Source organism: Bradyrhizobium sp. UFLA06-24 (genome assembly GCF_054967145.1).
Genome location: NZ_JADFUE010000050.1, coordinates 14,844 through 32,671, shown reverse-complemented (window position 1 = coordinate 32,671; position 17,828 = coordinate 14,844). Strand labels below are relative to the sequence as shown.

The 17,828-nt window shown below is 64.5% G+C and carries 12 protein-coding genes and 1 pseudogene; 7 read left to right on the top strand and 6 right to left on the bottom strand.

The annotated features are described in order from the left end of the window. Positions 1-33: 33 nt before the first annotated feature. From IF809_RS29135 to IF809_RS29120, 4 genes are read left to right on the top strand one after another with little or no spacing between them, the layout of a single operon-like run. On the top strand, positions 34-813 hold the full coding sequence (locus tag IF809_RS29135) for a sensor histidine kinase family protein (RefSeq protein ID WP_462839272.1): 780 nt from the start codon (positions 34-36) through the stop codon (positions 811-813). Next, the gene (locus tag IF809_RS29130) at positions 810-1,925 is read left to right on the top strand and encodes an efflux RND transporter periplasmic adaptor subunit (protein WP_462839271.1); all 1,116 of its coding nucleotides are present in this window, start codon (positions 810-812) and stop codon (positions 1,923-1,925) included. The genes IF809_RS29135 and IF809_RS29130 overlap by 4 nt, the downstream gene beginning before the upstream one ends. Next, positions 1,922-2,998 (top strand): efflux RND transporter periplasmic adaptor subunit, encoded by a 1,077-nt coding sequence (locus IF809_RS29125; RefSeq protein WP_462839270.1) that lies wholly within the window; start codon positions 1,922-1,924, stop codon positions 2,996-2,998. Before IF809_RS29130 ends, IF809_RS29125 begins: the two co-directional genes overlap by 4 nt. Beyond that, positions 2,995-6,150, top strand: a complete 3,156-nt coding sequence (locus tag IF809_RS29120) for an efflux RND transporter permease subunit (RefSeq protein ID WP_462839269.1) — start codon at positions 2,995-2,997, stop codon at positions 6,148-6,150. The genes IF809_RS29125 and IF809_RS29120 overlap by 4 nt, the downstream gene beginning before the upstream one ends. A gap of 164 nt (positions 6,151-6,314) precedes the next feature. On the opposite strand, the gene lepA is transcribed toward IF809_RS29120, so the two are convergent. Continuing rightward, the gene (gene lepA / locus IF809_RS29115) at positions 6,315-8,126 is read right to left on the bottom strand and encodes a translation elongation factor 4 (protein WP_453981621.1); all 1,812 of its coding nucleotides are present in this window, start codon (positions 8,124-8,126) and stop codon (positions 6,315-6,317) included. Positions 8,127-8,239: 113 nt separating this feature from the next. Between lepA and IF809_RS29110 the strand changes: the two genes are divergently transcribed. After that, positions 8,240-9,865, top strand: coding sequence for a glycosyltransferase family 39 protein (locus IF809_RS29110; RefSeq protein WP_462839268.1), 1,626 nt, complete (start codon positions 8,240-8,242; stop codon positions 9,863-9,865). Positions 9,866-9,874: 9 nt separating this feature from the next. Here IF809_RS29110 and IF809_RS29105 read toward each other — a convergent pair whose 3' ends face one another. From IF809_RS29105 to IF809_RS29085, 5 genes and pseudogenes are all read right to left on the bottom strand, one after another. After that, positions 9,875-10,192 carry an HPr family phosphocarrier protein gene (locus IF809_RS29105; protein WP_128963773.1) on the bottom strand — a complete coding sequence of 106 codons (318 nt, stop codon included), beginning with the start codon at positions 10,190-10,192 and terminating at the stop codon, positions 9,875-9,877. Next, positions 10,189-10,590: a PTS sugar transporter subunit IIA gene (locus tag IF809_RS29100; RefSeq protein ID WP_007597752.1), complete on the bottom strand. Its 402-nt coding sequence runs from the start codon at positions 10,588-10,590 to the stop codon at positions 10,189-10,191. The genes IF809_RS29105 and IF809_RS29100 overlap by 4 nt, the downstream gene beginning before the upstream one ends. Before the next feature lie 210 nt (positions 10,591-10,800). After that, positions 10,801-11,262, bottom strand: a pseudogene (locus IF809_RS29095) (HPr kinase/phosphorylase); the annotation flags it as partial. Beyond that, entirely contained in the window at positions 11,259-13,049 is a 1,791-nt protein-coding gene (locus IF809_RS29090; protein ID WP_164938418.1) for a sensor histidine kinase, read from the bottom strand. The gene IF809_RS29090 and the pseudogene IF809_RS29095, both read right to left, overlap by 4 nt. A 195-nt stretch (positions 13,050-13,244) precedes the next feature. Further along, positions 13,245-13,946, bottom strand: a complete 702-nt coding sequence (locus tag IF809_RS29085) for a response regulator transcription factor (RefSeq protein ID WP_008542552.1) — start codon at positions 13,944-13,946, stop codon at positions 13,245-13,247. A 240-nt stretch (positions 13,947-14,186) separates the two neighbouring features. On the opposite strand from IF809_RS29085, the gene IF809_RS29080 reads away from it, so the two are divergent. Both IF809_RS29080 and IF809_RS29075 read left to right on the top strand, forming a co-directional pair. Then, positions 14,187-14,930 carry a HugZ family pyridoxamine 5'-phosphate oxidase gene (locus IF809_RS29080; RefSeq protein WP_462839267.1) on the top strand — a complete coding sequence of 248 codons (744 nt, stop codon included), beginning with the start codon at positions 14,187-14,189 and terminating at the stop codon, positions 14,928-14,930. Positions 14,931-15,009: 79 nt separating this feature from the next. Then, entirely contained in the window at positions 15,010-17,601 is a 2,592-nt protein-coding gene (locus IF809_RS29075) for a CHAT domain-containing tetratricopeptide repeat protein (protein WP_462839266.1), read from the top strand. Positions 17,602-17,828 lie beyond the last annotated feature (227 nt).

Here is a 17,828-nt window from a genome sequence, read left to right as displayed (position 1 = left end):
GGGTCGATCCCGATCGGAATGAGGAGAATGTCAATGACTGCCTTAAGTCCAACCCCGACCGCCTTGCAGGAAGGCGTGCTGCTCCGAGAGCTGAACCGCAGGGTTACCAACGGTGTTGCCTTCGCCATCGATCTTGTCTCCGCCGCGGCCATCCGGGTCGAGGGGACGGAAGCCAAGTGTGCGCTCCGCGATGTCGTCGAGCTGCTGCATGGCTATGCCGATGTGCATCGTGCGTTGGCCATGCCGGCGGGTGAAACGCTGATCCAAGCCGCGAGCTACATTCGCAAACTGGGCTGTGGCATGCGCCGCGCGGTTCTGGACCGAATGAACATTCCTCTGGCCCTCGCGACCCAATCCCTCGCGCTTCAGCCGGAGCGCTGCTGGCACCTGGGGTTGATCGTTCATGAGCTCGTGATGCACGCGGCAAGACACGCCTGCTTCGACGCCCCCGCCGGGCAGATCAGGATCAAGCTGACGCGCAACGGCGCGCTGGTGAACTGCGTGATCCTGGACAACGGCTGGCGTTCCGCGCGGGAGACTTCCGACCGCGAATTGCGAATCGTGAGGGATATCGCGCGGGCGCTCGGCGGCCGGATCGAGCAGGGTTTCGGCGCCGAATTCACCTCGATTGTCCTCTCGTTCCCGCTGACGGAACGCGAACGGGGGGCGAACTGGTCAATCGCAACGCGCCAGATGAGGGCTCCGCGCCGCACGAGAGCCGCCGGTTCAAATGCCGCGGCCCTCCGTTCCCTGCGCTCCCCAGATGCGCTTGGCGCCCTGTTGTCGCTTTCTCATCCAATGGACGCGTCATGACAAATCAGTGGTCCAATCCGATCCGTCAAAGGCGATGTGCGAAGGCGCTGGTCCTGGCTACCGCACTCGTCGGCCTTGCCCTCAACGGCTGCAACGATCACGCGGCGCCGACCGCCATGCGCGCCGCGCTGGTCCGGACCATGATCGTGCAGCCGCGCGACCGGCAAGCCGCCATCACCTTGACGGGCGAGGTTCAGGCGCGCTTCCGCGCCGATCTTTCGTTCCGCGTCAGCGGACGCGTGATTGCCCGCGCCGTGGACGTTGGTGCTCACGTCAACAGGGGCGACGTCCTGGCCCGGCTCGATCCAGCCGAGCAACAGGCCGATGTCGATGCTGCGACCGCGGCGGTGGCTTCAGCCCAAGCCCAGCTGCGCGTGGCGAGAGCTACGTTCGAGCGGCAGAAAGGGCTGATCGCAAGCGGCTTCACCACCCGGACCGTTTACGACCAGGCCGAGGAGGGACTACGAACGACGGAGGGCGTGCTGGAAGCGGCCAAGGCGCAGCTCGGCACCGCGCGCGATGCGTTGGGCTATACCGTCCTGCGCGCCGAGGCCGATGGCGTCATCACAGCGCGAAGTCTCGAGGTCGGTCAGGTCGTTCCTGCCGCCCAACCCGTGTTTTCGCTTGCACAGGATGGGGAGCGGGATGCCGTCTTCGAGGTCTACGAGTCTGTCTTCCTCGGCCAGGCCGACGGCCGGCGCGTCACGCTGGCGCTGCTCTCGGATCCCGACGTGGCAGCGACGGGCGAGGTGAGAGAGATTTCACCCGTCATCGACCCGAAGAGCTCCACGATCCGCGTCAAAGTGTCGATCGAGAACCCGCCGGCTCAGATGACGCTGGGCAGCGCCGTCGCGGGGACGGTCAAGGCGAAAGCGCAGAACGAGATTGCCTTGCCATGGAGCGCGCTGATGGCGGCAGGCAGGAAGCCTGCGGTCTGGACCGTCGATCCGAAAACGCAGACCGCGTCGCTGAAGCCCGTCACGGTCGGCGCTTATGAAGCCGGCCAGGTGCTGATCAAGGCCGGCCTCGACCCCGGCGAGCGCGTCGTCGTCGACGGCGGCAAGCTTTTGAGCCTCGGCCAGTCCGTCACTGAAGAGGGAGGCCGGTCATGAAGCGCCAGCTCATCGCGATCGCCGGCACCCTCGCGGCGGCCACGTTGCTCACCGGCTGTCAGCAGGACACGAACGCGCCGGAGCCCGTGCGCCCCGTGCTCTCGATGGTGGCGGAGCCGAACAATGCTCCCAGTTCGGTTGCCGTCGGCGTGATCGAGCCGCGCTACAAGACCAACCTTGGTTTTCGTGTGCTCGGACGGTTGACGTCGCGTCCTGTCTACGTTGGCGACATCGTCAGCGAAGGACAAATCATCGGGTCGATCGATCCTACCGCGCTCGATCTCGCCGTTCGTGCGGCGAGGGCACAGCTGGCGAAGGCCGAGGCGCAGCTTGCGACGGCCAAGGCCACCGAGGAGCGGCAACGCACGCTGATCACCAGCGATGCGACCACCAAGCAGACGCTCGACAATGCCGAGCAGGCGCGCGCGGGCGCGGAAGCCAACGTCGCGCAGGAACAGGCGAGCCTGACCAAGGCGATCGAGCAGCTCGGCTATGCCCGGATCAAGGCCGACTTCGGCGGCGTCGTCACCGCCGTTGGTGCGGAAGTCGGTCAGGTGGTCTCGCCCGGTCAAACCGTGGTGACGGTTGCGCGCCCGGACGTCAGGGAGGCGGTCGTCGATATCGGGGAAGACCTCACCGCGCCGCTCGAGGTTGGTCTTCCGTTCACCGTCAGCCTGCAGCTTCTTCCTGCTGTTCAGGTCGAGGGCAGGATCCGCGAGATTGCGCCGCAAGCCGATGCCGTGACGCGGCTGCGACGGGTCCGGATCGCGCTCGATGATCCGCCCGAAAGCTTCCGTCTTGGCGCGACTGTCACGGCAAAGCCCGGCAAGGACCAGAGCAAGGTCTTGCGCCTGCCCGCATCGGCCGTGCTCACCAGGGACGGCGGCGATTTCGTCTGGGTGGTCGATCCGCCCGCCGGCACCGTGTCGCTGCAGAAGATCGACGGTGTCGCCGAACCGGCGGGCATCCGCGTCACCGGCGGGCTTGCCGCGGGCACCCGCGTCGTCACCGCCGGAGTTCACAGCGTCAAGCCCGGACAGCACGTCCGCATCCAACAGGACCAGGAGCCATGAAGTCGTTCAACCTCTCCGACTGGGCGCTCGGCCATCGCTCGCTCGTCTGGTATTTCATGATCGCCTTCATGGCGGCCGGCCTGTTTGCCTATCTCCAGCTGGGACGGCAGGAAGATCCTGACTTCACCATCAAGACCATGGTGATCCAGGCGCAATGGCCGGGCGCCTCGCCGGAGGAGATGACCCGCCAGGTCACCGACCGGATCGAGAAGAAGCTGGAGGAGCTCGAATCGCTCGACTACACCAAGAGCGTGACGGTCGCGGGCCAGACCACCGTCTTCGTCTACTTGCGCGATTCGACCAAGGCGGCGGACGTGAAGCCGACTTGGGTCCGCGTCCGCAACATGATCGCGGACATCAAGGGCGATTTCCCGCAAGGCGTGATCGGACCCGGCTTCAACGACCGCTTCGGCGACGTCTTCGGCAATGTCTATGCTTTCACCAGCGACGGCCTCAGTCAGCGGCAGCTTCGCGACCAGGTCGAGGATATCAGGGCCAAGGTGCTGACCGTGCCCGATGTCGGCAAGGTCGATATTCTCGGTGCGCAGGATGAGGTCATCTACCTCGAATTCTCCACCCGCAAGATCGCCGCCCTCGGCCTCGACGTCCACGCCATCATGAATTCGCTGCAGGGCCAGAACGCGGTGGCGCCCTCCGGCGTGTTCCAGGAAGGGCCGGAGCGGATCAGCGTCCGTGTGAATGGCCAGTTCACGTCGGAGGCGAGCCTGAAGGCGGTCAATTTGCGCATCAACGACCGCTTCTTCCCGCTGACCGATGTTGCGACCGTCACGCGCGGCTACGCAGATCCGCCGTCTACGCTGTTTCGATACAACGGTGAGCCCGCCATCGCGCTCGCGATCGGCATGAAGTCCGGAGCCAACCTGCTCCAGTTCGGCGAAGCGCTGAAGCAGGAGATGACGAAGATCATCGCCGACCTGCCGATCGGCGTCGGCGTCCACCTCGTGGCCGATCAGCCCGTCGTGGTCGAGCATGCGGTTTCTGGCTTCACCGAAGCACTGTTCGAGGCCGTGATCATCGTGCTCGGCATAAGCTTCCTGAGCCTCGGCTTGCGGGCCGGCCTCGTCGTGGCGATTGCCATCCCGCTCGTGCTCGCGATCACTTTCGTCGTGATGGCCTATTGCGGCATCTCGCTGCAACGCATTTCGCTGGGAGCCCTGATCATCGCGCTCGGCCTCCTGGTCGACGACGCGATGATCGCGGTCGAAATGATGGTGGCGCGGCTCGAGATCGGGGATCCCCTCGAAAAGGCGGCAACCCACGTCTATACGTCCACCGCGTTCCCGATGCTGACGGGGACGCTGGTCACCGTCGCCGGATTCATCCCGATCGGGCTCAACAGCAGCAACGCCGGCGAGTTCACCTTCACCCTGTTCGTGGTGATCGCGGTCTCGCTGATCGTCTCGTGGCTCGTGGCCGTGTTGTTCACCCCGCTGCTCGGCGTCACCATCCTTCCTGCGAAGCTGAAGGGACATCACGAGCAGAAGGGCCGCGTGGGGCAGCTATTCGCGCGCCTGCTGCTGTTCTGCATGCATCATCGCTGGAGCACCATCGCGATGACGGCCGGCGCCTTCGGGCTCGCCTTGTTCGGCTTGCAGTTCGTGCAGCAGCAGTTCTTCCCGTCCTCGGACCGCGCCGAGCTCGTGATTGATTGGAACCTGCCGCAGAACGCTTCGATTAGTGAGACCAACACGCAGATGGCGCGCTTCGAACGCGAGCAGCTGCAGGACAACGATTCGGTCGAGCATTGGTCGACCTATGTCGGCACCGGTGCGCCGCGATTCGTGCTGTCGTTCGATCTGCAGACCGCCAACGCCTGGTTCGGCCAGCAGGTGATCGTGACCAAGGGCGGAATCGCTGCACGCGACCGTCTTAAGGCGCAGTTCGAGGATTACTTGAGGAAGACCTTCCCGGGCACCGACACCTACGTCAAGCTGCTCGAGGTCGGCCCGCCCGTGGGACGTCCGGTGCAATACCGCCTGAGCGGCCCCGACATCGCCGAGGTCCGCAATCTCTCGCAGAAGCTCGCCGGCGTCATCAGCAGCAGTCCTGACCTCGGCAATGTGGTGTTCGACTGGATGGAGCCGGCGCGCGTCGTCAAGGTCGATGTGCTCCAGGACAAGGCGCGCCAGCTCGGCGTCACCTCGGAAGACATCGCCACCACGCTGAACTCCGTGCTCCAAGGCTCGCCGGTCACGCAGGTGCGCGACAGCATCTATCTCGTCAACGTCACGGGACGCGCGACCGCGCCGGAGCGCGCCTCGATCGACACGTTGCGCGACCTGCAGATGACCGGGCTCGGCGGCCAATCCGTGCCGCTCGGGGCCGTCGCCAATCTGCGCTACGAGCTGGAGCAGCCCACCATCTGGCGTCGCGCGCGAATCCCGACGATCACGCTGAAGGCCGCCGTGGTCAGCAACGTTCAGCCGAAGACGGTCGTCGACCAGCTCGCGCCGAAGGTGGCGGAATTTGCCAAGCAGCTGCCCGCGGGCTACGCGATCAAGATTGGCGGCTCAGTCGAGGAAAGCGTCAAGAGCCAGGGGCCGATCATCGCGGTCGTGCCCCTGATGCTGTTCGTCATGGCCACGGTGCTGATGGTGCAGCTGCAAAGCTTCTCACGCCTGTTCCTGGTGTTCGCGGTCGCGCCGCTTGCATTGATCGGCGTCGTCATGGCCATGCTGCCGAGCGGCGCGCCGCTTGGCTTCGTCGCCATCCTCGGCGTGCTCGCCCTCATCGGCATCCTGGTCCGAAACTCCGTGATCCTGATCGTGCAGATCGAGGATCTGAAGAAAGAGGGCAGGCCCGCCTGGGATGCGGTGGTGGAAGCAACCGAGCATCGCATGCGGCCGATCCTGCTCACTGCCGCCGCGGCAAGTCTCGCGCTCATTCCGATCGCGCGCGAGATTTTCTGGGGCCCGATGGCCTATGCCATGATGGGCGGCATCATCGTCGGCACGCTGCTGACGCTGCTGTTCCTGCCGGCGCTGTATGTCGCGTGGTTCAGGATTCATCCAGAGTTCAGCGATGAAGCATCGACTCCGGAAATCATGGTAGGAGCGTGCGGTGCTGCTTCGCCGAAGCCTTTTGCCGGGCATGGCGCGCCAGCCCCTGTTCCGGAACCGGCTGACGGTTGACCATCAGCGGCTCCGATTCTCCTATTATGCGCCTGTTTTGCCCGACGGAGCAAGTCTATTTCTTAAAAACAGAAAAACACCAGCTGCCGACCAGGGGTCGCTACTGTGCATGGGGTTGTTTTCGACATTTGTCGTCGGGCGGCGAGTCGGGTCCTCGACCGGCCTCAGCTATCCACCTTCAGCGCGGCGATGAAGGCTTCCTGCGGGATGTCGACCTTGCCGAACTGCCGCATCTTCTTCTTGCCTTCCTTCTGCTTCTCCAGAAGCTTGCGCTTGCGCGTGATGTCGCCGCCGTAGCATTTCGCGGTGACGTCCTTGCGCAGCGCGCGCACGGTCTCGCGCGCGATCACCTTGCCGCCGATCGCCGCCTGGATCGGGATCTGGAACATGTGCGGCGGGATCAGCTCCTTCATCTTCTCGACCATGGCGCGGCCGCGCCCTTCGGCGCGGGTGCGGTGGACCAGCATCGAGAGCGCATCGACCGGCTCGGCGTTGACCAGGATCTGCATCTTGACGAGATCGGCCGGCTTGTAGTCGGTGAGATGATAGTCGAACGAGGCGTAGCCCTTGGAGACCGACTTGAGGCGATCGTAGAAGTCGAACACGACTTCGTTGAGCGGCAGGTCGTATTTCACCATGGCGCGGGCGCCGACGTAGGTCAGCTCCTTCTGCGAGCCGCGGCGGTCCTGGCACAGCTTCAGCACGCTGCCGAGATATTCGTCGGGCGTGAGGATCGTCGCCTCGATCCAGGGCTCCTGGATCTCCTCGATCTTCACCACGTCGGGCATGTCGACCGGGTTGTGGATCTCGAGCTCGGTGCCGTCGGTGAGCTTCATCTTGTAGATGACGCTCGGCGCCGTCGCGATCAGGTTGAGATCGAATTCGCGCGACAGCCGCTCCTGGATGATCTCGAGGTGGAGCAGGCCGAGGAAGCCGCAGCGGAAGCCGAAGCCGAGCGCGGCGGAGGTTTCCATCTCGAAGGAGAAGCTGGCGTCGTTCAGCCGCAGCTTGCCCATCGCGGCGCGCAGCGTTTCGAAATCGTCGGCATCGACAGGGAATAGGCCGCAGAACACCACGGGGATCGCCGGCTTGAAGCCGGGCAGCATTTCCGTCACCGGCTTCCTGTCGTCGGTGATGGTGTCACCGACGCGGGTGTCGGCGACTTCCTTGATCGCGGCGGTGATGAAGCCGATCTCGCCGGGGCCGAGCTCGTCGACCTGCTGCATCTTTGGTGTGAAGAAGCCGACGCGCTCGACGTCATAGGCTGCGCCCGTGCCCATCATGCGCACGCGCTGGCCCTTCTTCATGGTACCGTCGACGATGCGCACCAGCACGACGACGCCGAGATAGACGTCGTACCAGCTGTCGACCAGCAGCGCCTTCAAGGTCGCGTCGCGATCGCCCTTCGGCGGCGGCAGGCGGGTGACGATGGCTTCCAGCACGTCGGGAATGCCGAGGCCGGTCTTGGCCGAGATCATCACCGCGTCGGAGGCGTCGATGCCGATGACGTCCTCGATCTGTTGCTTGACCTTCTCCGGCTCGGCGGCCGGCAGGTCGACCTTGTTCAGGACGGGGACGATCTCGTGGTTGTTGTCGAGCGCCTGGTAGACGTTGGCGAGCGTCTGCGCCTCGACGCCCTGGCTGGCGTCGACCACGAGCAGGGAACCTTCGCACGCCGCCAGCGACCGCGAGACCTCGTAGGCGAAGTCGACATGGCCCGGCGTGTCCATCAGGTTGAACACGTAATCCTTGCCGTCCTTGGCGCGGTACTGCAGGCGCACCGTCTGCGCCTTGATGGTGATGCCGCGCTCGCGCTCGATGTCCATGGAATCGAGCACCTGCTCCTTGCCCGCCATTTCGCGGTCGGAGAGGCCGCCGGTCATCTGGATCAGGCGGTCGGCCAGCGTCGATTTGCCATGGTCGATATGGGCGACGATGGAGAAATTGCGGATGTTGGAAATGGGGACGGTCGTCATGGGCGCGGGATACCACTCACATCCCCGTGCGGCAACCATATTGCTGTAATTTCAGGGCCTTTCTTCACGCCAAGCTGATTCCACCGGGCCCTAAAACGCGCTACGCAACGCCGATGTCAACGACCTCGATCTCTTCCGCCCGAACGCGGGTAAAACCCCGGGTGAGCTTCGACCGCTTCCGGGCCTGGCTGGTCGCCTACGCGACCGCCCCCTCGGCACGGCTCTGGCTGGTGATCCAGCTCGCCATCCTGCATGCGGTGATCTGGACCTTCATCCTGATCAATCTGAAGGCCGCGCAGGACGTTCACATGGACGTCGCAGAAGCCTACGGCTGGGGCCAGAAATTCCTGTGGGGCTACGGCAAGCATCCGCCACTGTCGGGCTGGATCGCGGGGCTGTGGTTCAGGGTCTTCCCGGCGGCGGACTGGGCGACCTATGCGCTCGCGATGGCGACGGTCAGCACCGGCATGGTGATCTGCTGGCTGGTGGCGATGCGCGTGGTGGATGCGCGGCGCGCGTTCCTGGTCGTGGTGATGGTCGCGCTCTACCCGATCTTCAATTTCAAGGGCTTCAAGTACAACCCCGATCTGCTTCAGCTGGTCACGCTGCCGCTCGTCGTACTCGCTTATCTCAACGCCTTCGAGAAGCGGAGCTGGCAGTCGGGCATCTGGCTCGGGCTTGCCGGCGCGCTGGCGCTGATGACGAAGTATTGGGTGCTGACGATGATCGGCGCCATCGGCCTTGCTGCGCTGATCCATCCTGAGCGGACGAAATTCCTGTTGTCGCCGGCGCCCTGGGTCGCGATCGCGACGATGGTGCTGGCGATGATTCCGCACATCGTCTGGCTTGCGGACGCGCATTTCGTGCCGCTGACCTATGCCGGCGATACCTACAGCCTCGAGGATGCCAGTGAGGTGCGGCAGCTGGTGTTCGGCTATGTGCTGCACAATGCCGCTTTGCTCGCGCTGCCGGTGGCGCTCGCCGCGCTCGCGATGGCGTGGGTGCCGCCGTGGCTGACGCTGCTCATGCGCGCCCCCTCGCGCATCGTCACGCGAGCCTGGGCACGTGGGGTCAATCCGGGCATCGATGTTTCGCAGGCGCGCAACATCTGGATCGTCCAGCTCATCGTTGCAGTCGGACCGCCGCTCGGCGCGCTCGCCTTCAGCATCTACATGAAAACCGATTGGGGCATCTCGCTGTTCTTCCTGGTGCCGCTCGCGCTGGTCGCGATCCCGGCGTTGCGGGTGCAGAGCGCGGTGTTGTTCAACATCACCGCGATCTGGTTCGTGCTCAGCGTCGCGACGCTTGCGGCTTCACCCTGGATCGCCGCGCGCGAGATGGCAGCGAACACCGGCAATACCGCGACCTATGGCGCGCGCTCGGAGCTGGCGCGCGAGCTGACCCAGGCCTGGCACACGCGCTTCGCCTCGCGCTGGGCGATCGTCGCCGGCACCATGGAATCGATCCAGCCGATGGTGTTCTACAGCCCCGACCATCCGGCCGCGTTCACGCCGAACGAAGCTTGGTCCTCCGGGCTGACGTCACTCGATGACGTCAAGACGTACGGCTTCATCGGCGTGTTCGATCCGACCGACGGCCGATTGCCGGCGTTCGAAAAATGGGTGTCGGAGATCGCGCCGAACGCCGAGCGCATGGTGATGACGACGCGCCGCTTCACCCACGGCAAGGCCGGCCCGTCAATGACGTGGAACATCTACATCGCCCCGCCGGCGAAGTGACCGAGGGACCTAAACGCCTTCCTCGTTGAATTTGCTTTCAACGAGCTCGGTGATCGCCGCGAGCGCGGCTTCCGCATCTGCGCCGGCGGCGGCGACGGTGATCGTCGTGCCGGGTCCTGCAGCCAACATCATCAGGCCCATGATCGAGGTGCCGCCGACGGTTTCGCCGCCGCGCGTCACCCACACCTGCGCCTCGAAGCGCTCGACCGCCTGGACGAATTTCGCCGAGGCGCGCGCATGCAGGCCGCGCTTGTTGATGATCAGGAGCTCCTTGGAGATCGCGCCCGCGGGCACGCCAGTCCCCGCTTGTGGCGCGTCGTCGCTCATTTGCCGGCGAGCACGCGGCTGGCGATGGTGACGTATTTGCGGCCGGCCTCCTGCGCCATCGCGATCGCGTCGGGCAGCGGACGCTCCTCGCGCACCTTGGCGAGCTTCACCAGCATGGGCAGGTTGATCCCCGCGAGCACCTCGACCTTGGGTCGGCTCATGCAGGAAATTGCGAGGTTGGACGGCGTGCCGCCGAACATGTCGGTGAGGATCGCAACGCCGTCGCCGGAATCGACGCGGTTAACCGCCTCGATGATGTCGCTTCGGCAGAGATCGGAATCGTCTTCGGCACCGATCGTTATCGCTTCGATTTGCTTTTGTGGGCCCATGACATGTTCAAGCGCTGCCTTGAATTCGTCGGCAAGGCGCCCGTGGGTCACAAGTACTAGACCAATCATCGGAAAACTCCCGCGGGCGCTTTTGGTGCACCGCACGAACGCGCCACTTTGACCATCCAGAGCCCCCGCGCAAGAGGGGATGTTGCGTATCTCCCTGAATCTAGACGGATGGATGAGGGGAGCTGCGCCGGTCTACTCGGTCGCGAGTGTGGGGTTCATATGGTTACCATTTCCCTTCAAACAATCGGCGGAAGGGTTAGTGGGAGGTTAACTCTTGGTAGTGGTCAAGGCGGCGACAACCAACGGGAGCGGTAAATAGTCGCGGCTGACAGGGATTCGCGGTATTTCGACACCAAAAATGGCTGTTTTCAGCGATTCCGGCGGCGGCAGGCGTTCGGCGTCGCCGGCAACCAGATCAACCACCAGGCCGACCGTCGCATGCTCCACAAAGTCGCAGCGGCGGATTCCGAGCCCCCGAATCTCGATCAGCCCGGCCAGGCGCGGGACGGGACGAACCACAATTTCATCGCCGACTGTCGCCAGATGGACACGGTCGTCGCCGACCAGGATGGCGCTTCCGATCACGCCGGATCGGCCCGCCATGATCAAATCGAAGGCAAGGCGCGACTTGCCGGAGCCCGAAGGCCCGCGGATCAGCACCGCCAGGGGCCCGACCTTGACTGCGGAGGCGTGCACGCTCGGGCCGCCATCCTTCGAACTGCCGTCGCTCATAGCGCCGGCAGCCTCACCACGAAACGCGCGCCAGCGACCGTCGGCGCGCCGTCTTCGTCTGCGGGGCCAGCGCGATTCTCGGCCCAGATGCGTCCGCCATGAGCGTCGACGATCTGCTTCGAAATCGAGAGCCCGAGGCCGGAATTCTGGCCAAAGCCCTGATGCGGCCGGTCGGTGTAGAAGCGCTCGAAGATGCGCTCCAGCGCGTCGTCGCGAATGCCGGGGCCGTCATCGTCGACCACGATCTCGATCTCGCCGCGGACTCGGCGGCAGGTGAGGCGCACCTTGCTGCCGGCTTCCGAAAACGACTGCGCGTTGGAGAGCAGGTTGGAGACCACCTGCCCAAGCCGCGAATCATGGCCGCTGACGGCGAACGTGTCGGTCGGGCTCCGGCCCTCGAAGCGCGCCTCGACGGCGACGTCGTGGCCGAGCTTCGTTTCGTTGGCGACCGCAACCAGCGTGCCGAGGAGCCGCCTGAGATCGACCGGGATCGCATCCTGCCGCTGCAATTCGGCGTCGAGCCGGCTCGCATCCGAAATGTCCGAGATCAGCCGGTCGAGCCGCTTGACGTCATGCTCGATCACTTCGAGCAGGCGCGCGCGGCTGTTCTCGTTGCGCGCCAGCGGCATCGTCTCGACCGCGGAGCGCAGCGAGGTCAACGGGTTCTTCAGTTCGTGGGCGACGTCGGCGGCGAACATCTCGATCGCTTCGATTCGCTTGTAGAGCGCGCTGGTCATGTCACGCAGCGCGCCCGAGAGATGGCCGATCTCGTCGCGGCGACGCGTGAAGTCCGGAATTTCGACACGGCTCTTGATGCGCCGGCGAACACGTTCGGCGCTGTCTGCAAGCCGGCGCACGGGCCCTGCGATCGTGCTCGCAAGCAGCAGCGACAGCATGATCATGACGGCGGCAGCGACGCCGCCGACTTTCAGAATCGCGAGGCGCTCGGCCGTGACCATCTGATCGATCTCGTCGCCTTGGGTCGACAGCATCAGCGCACCGTGGATGGCGCGCGCCCGCTGCACCGGAACCGCGACGGAGACGATCACCTCGCCGCGCGAATTGACGCGCACCATCGAGCGCTTCTGGCCCTGGAGCGCATCGGCTACTTCGACATAGCCCTTGCCGTTCTCGCGGCCGAGTTCGCGATAGAGCGGCAGATCGCCGCGATTGAGCCAGGTCCGCACCGGGACCATGATGCGTTCGGCCAGCCCCGGCTTTTCCGACAGCGGCGGCAGCGGAAAGCCCCGAACACTGTCGAGATCACGGCTGTCGAGCAGCACGCTGCCGTTGGGATCGAAAATCCGCGCGCGGGTCTTGGTCGGCGAGATCAGCGTGCTCAACACCGGCGCAACGCGCTCGGGATTGATCGGGAAATCCAGCGAATCATCCATTCCGCCGTAGCTCTCGCCCAGCTTCAGGTCGAGCAGCTTCTCGGGGTCGACGGTGATCGCATTGGTCTGGACCGTCGCCGAGGCGCCGATCGCGCCGGCGATGATCTCGGCCTGCACCAAAAGGCTCTGCGCGCGCGCGTCGATCAGGCCGGCGCGGAACTGCGACAGATACAGGATGCTCGCAACGAGGGCGACAAGGCCGGCGAGGTTGAGCGAGACGATGCGGCGGGTTAGGCTGGAGAAGGACAGCGCGAAGAAGAACTGCCCGGCGCGCTTGAGCCAGTTCAGCGGTCCCCAGCCCTTCGCAACAGGCTTCTCCCCATGATCCAGGGCGCCGTGGGATGCGGTCTCCTCGGCGTTCGAACTCGGATCAGGCTGCGTTCGGTCAAGCAATGCTTACGCCCGCGTTAGGACGGCTCGTGCGACGGTCACTGTATCCTAGAGCATGATCCGGAAAAGTGTGCAGCGGTTTTCCGAAAGATCATGCTCAACAATAAACTGAAGCACGCCTGCGCTTCAGAGCATGTCCGGTTCTGATGGAATCAGAACCGGCGCAAACCCTCATCTGCTGTGAAGGCGCGTTGCGCCTCAGGCTTCCTTGAAGCGGTAGCCGACACCGTAGAGCGTCTCGATCATTTCGAACTCGTTGTCGACCACCTTGAACTTCTTGCGCAGCCGCTTGATGTGGCTGTCGATGGTGCGGTCGTCGACATAGACCTGGTCGTCATAGGCGGCGTCCATCAGCGCGTTGCGGCTCTTGACCACGCCGGGCCGGGTCGCCAACGCCTGAAGGATCAGGAATTCGGTGACCGTCAGCGTCACCGGCTCGTTCTTCCAGGTGCAGGTATGCCGTTCCGGATCCATGCGCAGCAGGCCGCGGTCGAGCGCCTTGGCGTCGTTCTCCTTCGGAGCGACAGTCGGATCCTTCGGCGCCGAGCGGCGCAGCACCGCCTTGACGCGTTCGACGAGGAGGCGCTGCGAGAACGGTTTGCGGATGAAATCATCCGCGCCCATCTTGAGACCGAACAGCTCGTCGATCTCTTCGTCCTTGGAGGTCAGGAAGATGACCGGCAGGTCGGACTTTTGGCGCAGCCGGCGCAGCGTCTCCATGCCGTCCATGCGCGGCATCTTGATGTCGAGGATGGCAAGATCGGGCTGGGTAGTACGAAAACCGTCAAGCGCGGAGGCGCCGTCGGTGTAGGTCATGATGCGGTAGCCTTCGGCTTCCAGCGCGATCGAGACGGATGTGAGAATGTTGCGGTCGTCGTCGACCAAAGCGATTGTGGGCATGAGCCTCTGCTTTCTGCTTTCCGTTTGGGTCGTGGCTTAAACGGCGAGCAATCCAGTGATGCGCCGCATACATGGGTGCCGAATTTGGCGTTCGAACCTTGTCACCGAGCAATGCAAGCTGGGCTGAAGTGTGACCAAGTTCCACGAAACACGGCGGATTCGCCGCATATCGACCCATAACCGGGCTCGGGTTTACCCGAAAAAAGGCCCGCTTTGCAACCACCTGAGCCGAGAAAGCCGATGCAACCGACCCCCGATTTCACCCCCGCAAAGCTCGCCAAGTCGCTGCTGAGGCGGTCACGGCAGGGGGCACTCGCAACCCTCATGCCCGGCAGCGGTGACCCCTATTGTTCCCTGGTCAATCTGGCGAGCCACCCTGACGGCTCGCCGATCCTGCTGATCTCGCGGTTGGCCGTCCATACCAGGAACATCCTCAGCGATAACAGGGTTTCCCTGATGCTGGACGAGCGCGCCGCCGGCGATCCGCTGGAGGGCGCCCGGATCATGCTGTCGGGCCGGGCCGAGCAGGACGATAAAGAGAAGGAGCTGCTGCAGCGGCGGTATCTTAATGCCCATCCCTCGGCCGAAGCCTTTGTCTCATTTGGGGATTTCTCGTTTTTTCGGATCCGCCCCACGGGAACCCATCTGGTCGCCGGTTTCGGCCGAATCGTCGACCTCAAACCGGAGCAGTTCCTCACTGACCTCACCGGGGCCGGGGACCTGCTGGCGGCGGAGGAGGGCGCGGTCGAGCACATGAATGCCGATCATCGCGATGCCATGGGCCTTTACGCAACCGGACTGCTCGGCGCGGCCGCGGGCGACTGGCGCTGCACCGGCTGCGACCCGGAAGGTCTCGACATGCAGGATGGCCAGACCGCACTGCGGCTGGATTTTCCGGAGCGGGTGACTGATGGCGCGGCGTTGCGCAAGATGCTGGTCCGCCTGGCCGGCGAAGCGCGCGCCACGATCGACCCGACGCCCTGACTGACTGCGACAAATTGAACGTCGCCTTCCATCGCTGCGACCCAAGATCGTGATCGGTCCGAGGTAGCAGCGAGGGTTCATGACACATCGTTTGGCATTGGCTGCAAGCCTGGCGCTCGCGATCGCCGCGTCGCCTGCCACGCCAAGTCTCGCCCAGAAGGGCGATCTCTCCGGGCAGAGCGCGCGGATCAATGCGCTTAGAACGGCCGGGAAATATGCCGAAGCGCTCCCATTGGCGCAGGCCATGGTGGCCTCGCTCGAGAAGACCAGCAACAACCGTGATCTTGCCGCGGCGCTCAACAACCTCGCCCAGATCCAAGCCGACCAGGGACACGACGATCAGGCCGAGCCGATTTACAAGCGCGCGATCGCACTGATGGAGAAGGGCATCGGCCTCGACAGCGTCGAGATCGCGCCGGTACTGAACAATCTCGCTGCGCTCGATCAGCGGCAGGGCCGCTTCAGCGATGCCGAGCCGCTGTTCAAGCGCGCGCTTGCGATTCGCGAAAAGGCGCTGCCGCGCGAGCATCCCGATGTCGGTCAGTCCCTGAATAATCTGGCCACACTCTATGTGAAGCAGGAGCACTTTTCGGAGGCCGAGCCGCTGTTTCAGCGCGCGCTAGCGATCTTTCAGAAGGTCGGCGGTCCCGAACATCCCGCGGTCGCGACACTCCTGAACAATCTCGGTCAGCTTGATCGCGATCTCGGCCGCGATGCTGATGCCGAAGCGCCGATCAAGCGCTCGCTCGCGATTCGCGAGAAGGTGTTAGGACCGGACCATCCCGACGTCGCGCGATCCCTCAACAATCTCGCCGGTCTCTACGAGCACCAGCAGCGCTATGCCGATGCCGAGCCGCTGTATCGCCGCGCGCTTGCCATCCGCGAGCGTGCGCTGGGTCCGGATCATCCCGATGTCACGACATCGACCAGTAATCTTGCTCATTTCCTCCACGTGTCCGGGCGAACCGCGGACGCGTTGCCGCTCGCGGAAAAGACGCTGGCGAATGATCGCGCGCAATTGCGTGTCGTGCTGCCGGTCCTGTTCGCCGCCCGCCAGCAATCCCTGTTGCCTGGGGACAAGGCTCTGGACGAGGCGCTCGCGGCGATCCAGCGCGGCACGCAATCCTCCGCCGCAACGGCCGTGAACAAGCTCGCAGTGCGGCTTGCGGCCGGCAGCGACCGGCTCGCCGAGTTGGTGCGCAAGGACCAGGACATTGCGGCTGAATCCGAGGCGCTCGACAATGCGATCATCACGGCTGTGTCGAAACCGCCAGCGCAACGCGATGCCATCTCCGAGCAGCGCAGCCGCTCGCGGATCGCAGCGATTGCAAGCGAGCGCACCAGCTTGCAGAAGACGCTCGCGGTCGAGTTCCCCGACTACGCCTCGCTCTCCAACCCGCTGCCGCTGGCGGTGAAGGATGTGCAGTCGCTGCTGTCGGCTGACGAAGCCATGGTGCTCTATTCGGTCGTCGACAAGCGCAGCTATGTCATCGCCATCACGCGCGACGGCGCCGACTGGAAGGAGATCCCGCTTGGCGCGGACGCGATGGCGCAGAAGGTCAGTTCGTTTCGCCGAGGTCTCGATGTCGGCAAGGCGCGCGAGGGCTCCGGCAGATCAGGTCTGTTTGATCTCGCGCTCGCCAACGAGCTCTACGTTGCGCTGCTCGGCCCGGTCGAGGCGCCGGTCAAGGACAAGCGCAGCCTGCTCGCGGTGCCGTCGGGCGCGCTGACGGCGTTGCCGTTTCATCTGCTCGTCACGGAGCCTCCGCAAGCTGCGATCCCCGATACGCTCGAGGGCTATCGCAGCGCCGCCTGGCTGCCGCGGCGGCAGGCCGTCTCCGTGCTGCCGTCGGTGGTCAGCCTGAAATCGCTGCGCGCCTTTGCGCGGAAGGACGAGGGCGTCAAGCCGATGACCGGCTTTGGCGATCCCGTGTTCAACCCCGCTCAGGAGGGCCCGGCTGATCGTCGCGCTATGAGCGGCAAGGTCGCCGCGCGAAACATTGCGACATCGGCCTATACGGATTTCTGGCGCGGCGCGGGCGTCGATCGCGCACGGCTTGCGCAGGCGCTGCCGCAACTCCCGGATACCGCGGACGAGCTGAATGCCGTGGCGAAGGACGTCGGTGCTGGAGATGCCGACATCCATCTCGGCCGCGATGCCAGCGAAGCGACGCTCAAGCGTGCAGCCCTTGCTCAATACAGCATCATCTACTTTGCAACGCACGGCCTCGTCGCCGGCGATATCAAGGGGGTGGGCGAGCCGTCGCTCGCGCTCTCCATTCCCGAACAGCCTTCCGAACTGGATGATGGTTTGCTCACCGCGAGCGAAGTTGCGCAGCTCAAGCTCAATGCAGATTGGGTCGTGCTGTCGGCTTGCAACACGATCGCCGGCGACAAGCCCGGCGCCGAGGCCTTGTCGGGACTTGCCCGCGCCTTCTTCTATGCCGGCGCGCGTGCGCTCCTGGTCTCGCATTGGGCCGTTGATTCGGAAGCTGCTACGCGCTTGACCACGTCGACTTTCGATCTGCTCAAAAGCGAACCAGAAATCGGCAGAGCCGAAGCCCTGCGGCGCGCGATGTTAACGTATGTTGATGACGCATCGTCGCCCCGCAATGCCTACCCCGCGATGTGGGGAGCGTTCGCGCTCGTTGGCGAAGGTGCGATACGATGAAGCGGCGCAGCATTGTGCGTCGCAAAACGTGTGATAACGCCGAAACCGCCGTTTGGTTGCGCGATCATGGGTGATTTTTGCATAGGCCTTATCGACGCTGATATGCGCGACGTTTGGCGCGGTCCTTGAATAAACCAATTCCTGCGGGATCAGCTTGGCAACGCCAGCGTTCACCATTATTAGGTCGTCCAGCCGAGGCCGGACGGCCTATAATTCACGGTGACCGC